6 protein-coding genes are annotated in these 4,301 nt (G+C 64.5%); 4 read left to right on the top strand and 2 right to left on the bottom strand.

Features of this window, described 5'->3' with window-relative positions:
- Nucleotides 1-5: 5 nt before the first annotated feature.
- The gene (locus FFS21_RS31585) at nucleotides 6-398 is read left to right on the top strand and encodes a hypothetical protein (RefSeq protein ID WP_249359772.1); all 393 of its coding nucleotides are present in this window, start codon (nucleotides 6-8) and stop codon (nucleotides 396-398) included.
- 337 nt (nucleotides 399-735) lie between these two features.
- Nucleotides 736-1,215 (top strand): lecithin retinol acyltransferase family protein, encoded by a 480-nt coding sequence (locus FFS21_RS31580; protein ID WP_137928608.1) that lies wholly within the window; start codon nucleotides 736-738, stop codon nucleotides 1,213-1,215.
- A gap of 23 nt (nucleotides 1,216-1,238) precedes the next feature.
- On the opposite strand, the gene flgB is transcribed toward FFS21_RS31580, so the two are convergent.
- Complete coding sequence (gene flgB / locus FFS21_RS31575; protein WP_137928607.1) at nucleotides 1,239-1,664, bottom strand: flagellar basal body rod protein FlgB; 426 nt, start codon at nucleotides 1,662-1,664, stop codon at nucleotides 1,239-1,241.
- Between the two features lie 149 nt (nucleotides 1,665-1,813).
- A complete protein-coding gene (locus tag FFS21_RS31570; protein WP_137928606.1) occupies nucleotides 1,814-2,710 on the bottom strand; it encodes a LysR family transcriptional regulator in 897 nt (298 codons plus the stop codon).
- Between the two features lie 106 nt (nucleotides 2,711-2,816).
- On the opposite strand from FFS21_RS31570, the gene FFS21_RS31565 reads away from it, so the two are divergent.
- Nucleotides 2,817-3,830, top strand: a complete 1,014-nt coding sequence (locus FFS21_RS31565) for an aldo/keto reductase (protein WP_137928605.1) — start codon at nucleotides 2,817-2,819, stop codon at nucleotides 3,828-3,830.
- Nucleotides 3,831-3,846: 16 nt separating this feature from the next.
- Nucleotides 3,847-4,301: MFS transporter (locus FFS21_RS31560; protein ID WP_212745285.1), on the top strand; the 455-nt coding region annotated here is incomplete at its 3' end.

Below are 4,301 nucleotides of genomic sequence, written 5' to 3'. Positions count from 1 at the left end.
GACACATGGCTGCGCAGGCGGGAGGGGGCGGCGGTGGCGGTGGGGCCCGGATCAACAACAGCCGTACGGACGCACGCGCCAACAACGTCCGCAGCAACAGCGTCAACAGCGTGAATGCCACCCGGAACGTCAACGTCAATTCCAATCGCAACGTCAATGTGAACGTCGATAACCACGGCGGATGCTGCGGATGGGACAACGATTACCATCCCGTGGCAACGGCTGCGGCTGTCACGGCGACGGTGGCCGTGACATCGGCCGTGATCGGCTCGATGGTCCGTTCGGTACCTCCCAACTGCGCGCCGGTGAATTATGGCGGCATGGTCTACCAGCAATGCGGCGGCACCTGGTATCAACCGCAGGGTTCGCAATACGTGGTGGTCAATCCGCCTTACTGAGATCGACAGGTCACCCGACACGGGTGCCTGTGCCGACGCAGGGTGCCGAGGAGTCGCCCCACGGGCTATACGCTGGTATAGCCCGGCAACGCCAATGTAGGGATCGCGCGAATCCTCGGTAGCATGGTTTCTCGCGGTCCGCACTCCTACTATTCAATCAAGGCCACGGGCACAAGCTGCTGGCCAGCCTCGGCGCCCTCACTGGTGCGCCAGCGCAAGAGATCCCACGACAGTTCCACGTTTTTTCCAGGCACTTTTGCCCGGAGGGGTGAAGCTTTGCGCCTTGCACGCGGAACATCGACGGGCGGTTTGGTCGGCTATCGATTGAGCGGCAACCATGGACACCTCACATATCGATCTGCTTCAGGACTGGGATGCGGCCAATGGCGTGGCACGCCAACTCAGAGTCGGCGCGCATCTGACGAGCGCGCGCGACGGCTATCTGCACCACGGCATCTATGTAGGGAATGGCATGGTCATTCACTACGGAGGGTTTGATCGTGTCGCGAAGTGCAGGCCGGTCGAATACATTTCCCTGCGCAGGTTTGGCGCGGGTGTGGGTGTCACGGTTCGCCCCGAGTCCGAAGCCGCCTATCCGGGCCACGAAGTGGCCGACCGTGCGCGGTCGCGCCTGGGCGAAGACAGATACCAGTTGCTGACCAATAACTGCGAGCATTTCTGCGCCTGGTGCGTGTCCGGCGTGGCACGCAGCGAACAGGTATATCGTTGCCTGCGCAACCCGTGGGCCGGGCTGCGCATGTTGATGGCGCTGCTGCGCGGCATGCGCGAACCCGCCGGTCTGACAGCGTCGGCCTAGGCCGGCAGCGTTCGGCCTCCCTGTCAGGGGCGCATGTCCTGGTACAGCTTGAGCATGTTCCGATATTTACTGGCTGTCCGGTCGATCGAGAACTGCATGCGCACCATGTTGTCGGCAAACGCCACGCGCTCGGTGTCCATCTCCACCGTGTTGCCGTCCATGCTCGATTGCAGCGGCACGCGGTAAAGCAGGTCTTCCTCGATGACTGGCGGGGTTGCCGGTAGATGCGCGACCGATGTCGTGGTCATTCCCGGAAAGCGGTGACCGTTGCCCATCGCCCCTTCGAGCGCCTGGCTGAAGTTGATGTCGCGGGCCTTGTAGTTCGGTGTGTCGGCATTCGCCACGTTTGCCGCCAGCACCTCCAGACGTTTCGTGCGCAGCCGCAGTGCCTCCTCGTGAATGCTAGGCCCACCCCGCGCATAGCGGGGAATGTGAAAGTCGTCGTCCATGCGGTAACTCGGTGTCCATCGAGGGGCAAAGCGTAGTGCATGCGTGCCCGGGTTGCCTTGTGGAACTAAGGCGACTTTGCGCGGGTTTCACATTACCGGTCTGACATCTCGGCGCTGCGGACACCGTTGGCCGCTGCGCGTCCGAACGATCAAAGCGAACTCGCCACGTCAGCTACCACGGTGCGCAGCCAGATGTGCGCCGGGTCCTGCCGATAGCGCACGTGCCATGCCATGTGCAGCGGAAAGGTTCCAAGATCCACGGGCGCGGCCACTACCTTCAGGCGCGGGTCGTGGGCCAGGCGACGGCAGATCAGCTGGGGAAGCGTGGCGCAGTAGTCGGTGACCGCGACAATCTCGGAGATGGTCGCGAAGTGGGTGACCGACACCACCACCTCCCGCGTGAGCCCCTGACGGTCCAGCGCCTGAAAGAGTCCGGCGCGCAGCCGCCCCGGGGGCAGCACGTTGACGTGTTTCAGTCGTTCGTACTGAGTCTTTGTGATTCGGCTGCCGATTGTCGGATGATCGGCACGTACCACGCAGGCCAGGCCGTCATCCGCAATGTGTTGCACCACGAGATTGTCCGGCGCATCGCTGAGGCGGCCCAGCACCATCGCGGTGGTGCCTGACGTCACCCCAGTCTCCGCGAGGTCGTTACCGAAGGGCAGCAGACGTATCTGGATGCCTGGCGCGAGTGCAGTGAGCCGCGCAACCAGCGCGGGCACCAGCACGAATTCCACGTAGCTGTTGGGCGCGATCGTGATGATCTGGTCGGCGCTTGACGGGTCGAAGGCCCGCTGTCCGAGTACCACCGTATCCATCGCAGCCAGCGCCTGGGTCAGCGCCGGTGCGAGCTGCTCGGCCTTCGCAGTGGGCCGCATGCCATAGCGTTCACGGATAAACAGCGGGTCCTGCAGCATGGTGCGGAGGCGCGACAGCGCATTCGACAGTGCGGCTTGCGTCATGCCCAGGCGGTCGGCGGCGCGGGTCACGCTGCGCTCCTCCATCAGCGCCACGAAGATCGGTAGCAGGTTCAGGTCGTAGCGCATCGCGACATATATCGCTGGCAATAAAACTGGATTATAGAAATTAAATTGGATGAATCACTGTCCGGCGCCGATGATTCGCTCATCCCAACACCGAACGGAGAGCACCATGTCCCTCAAGAACCTCATCCCTGGCCGCCTGGGCTTTGGCACCGCACCGCTGGGCAACATGTTCCGCGCCATTCCCGAAGCCGAGGCGCAGGCAACCGTCGATGCCGCGTGGCAGGACGGCATCCGCTTCTTCGATACCGCGCCGTTCTACGGTGCCGGCCTGGCGGAGGCGCGCCTGGGCGACGTGCTTGCGGGCCGCGACCGCGACAGCCTGGTGCTGGCCACCAAGGTTGGCCGCCTGGTGCTGGACGAGGTCGAGGACGTCACTGCGCGAGACCTGGGCGAGAAGGGCGACGTGTTCCGGCACGGCCGCGCCAACCGTATCGTCAACGATTACTCCGAGGCCGCGACGCTGCGCTCGATCGAGGACAGCCTGAAGCGTCTGAAGACCGATCGGCTCGACATCGTGTGGGTGCACGACGTGGCGCAGGACTTCTACGGCGACGAGTGGCTTGGCGTGTTCGAGACTGCACGCAAGGGCGCCTTCAAGGCGCTGGACCGCCTGCGCGATGAGGGCGTGATCCGCGCCTGGGGACTGGGCGTGAACCGCGTCGAGCCCATCGAACTGCTGCTCGACCTGCAAAGCGCGCAACCGGACGGCTTCCTGCTTGCCGGCCGCTACACGCTGCTGGATCACTCGCGCGCCTTGCAGCGGGTGATGCCGCAAGTGGCGGCACGCGGCCTGGGCATCGTGGTGGGCGGCCCCTACAGTTCGGGCGCGCTGGTTGGCGGCCCCAATTTCGAGTACGCCCCGGCGACACCGGCGATCCTGGAGCGGGTGCAGGCGATCAAGTCGATTGCCGATCGTCACGACGTGACGATGAAGGCTGCGGGCCTGCAGTTCTCGCTGGCCCATCCGGCTGTGGCAGCCGTGATCCCAGGCGCCAGCCGGCCGGAACGCATCGCCGAAGACCGCGCAGCGCTGGAAGCACAGGTGCCCGTCGACTTCTGGCGTGAACTGCGTCAGGCCGGACTGGTACATCCCGACGCGCCGCTGCCGCACGGCATCTGAAACACGGAAGACTGTCATGCTCAACCAAGCCTACGAAACCCAGTGCGCCTCGACGAAGACGCACTGCACCGATGCTGGCCAGATCCGCCGCAAGACCTTCACGCTGCTGGCACTGGCGCTCGGCACCTTCTCGATCGGTACGTCCGAATTTGCCAGCATGGGCCTGCTCCAGCAGTTTGCCGCGAGTCTGCACATTGACCTGACCACCGCCACGCACGCCATCGAGGCGTATGCGCTGGGCGTGGTGCTCGGCGGTCCTGCTGTGACGATCCTGGCGGCCAAGCTGAACCGCAAGCACCTGTTGCTGGCCTTGATGGGCGTCTTCGTGCTTGGCAATGTGCTGTCGGCAGTGGCGATGGGGTTGGGCAGCTTCACGCTGGCGCGCTTCCTGAGTGGCATTCCGCAAGGGGCCTACTTTGGGGCAGGGGCCGTGGTGGCCTCCTATATCGTCGGGCCGGGTCAGGGTGGGCG

The organism is Cupriavidus sp. 2SB, assembly GCF_005503625.1.
Taxonomy (GTDB): Bacteria; Pseudomonadota; Gammaproteobacteria; order Burkholderiales; family Burkholderiaceae; genus Cupriavidus.
The sequence above is the reverse complement of the archived record's forward strand: the minus strand, read 5'-3'. Positions and strand labels throughout refer to the sequence as shown.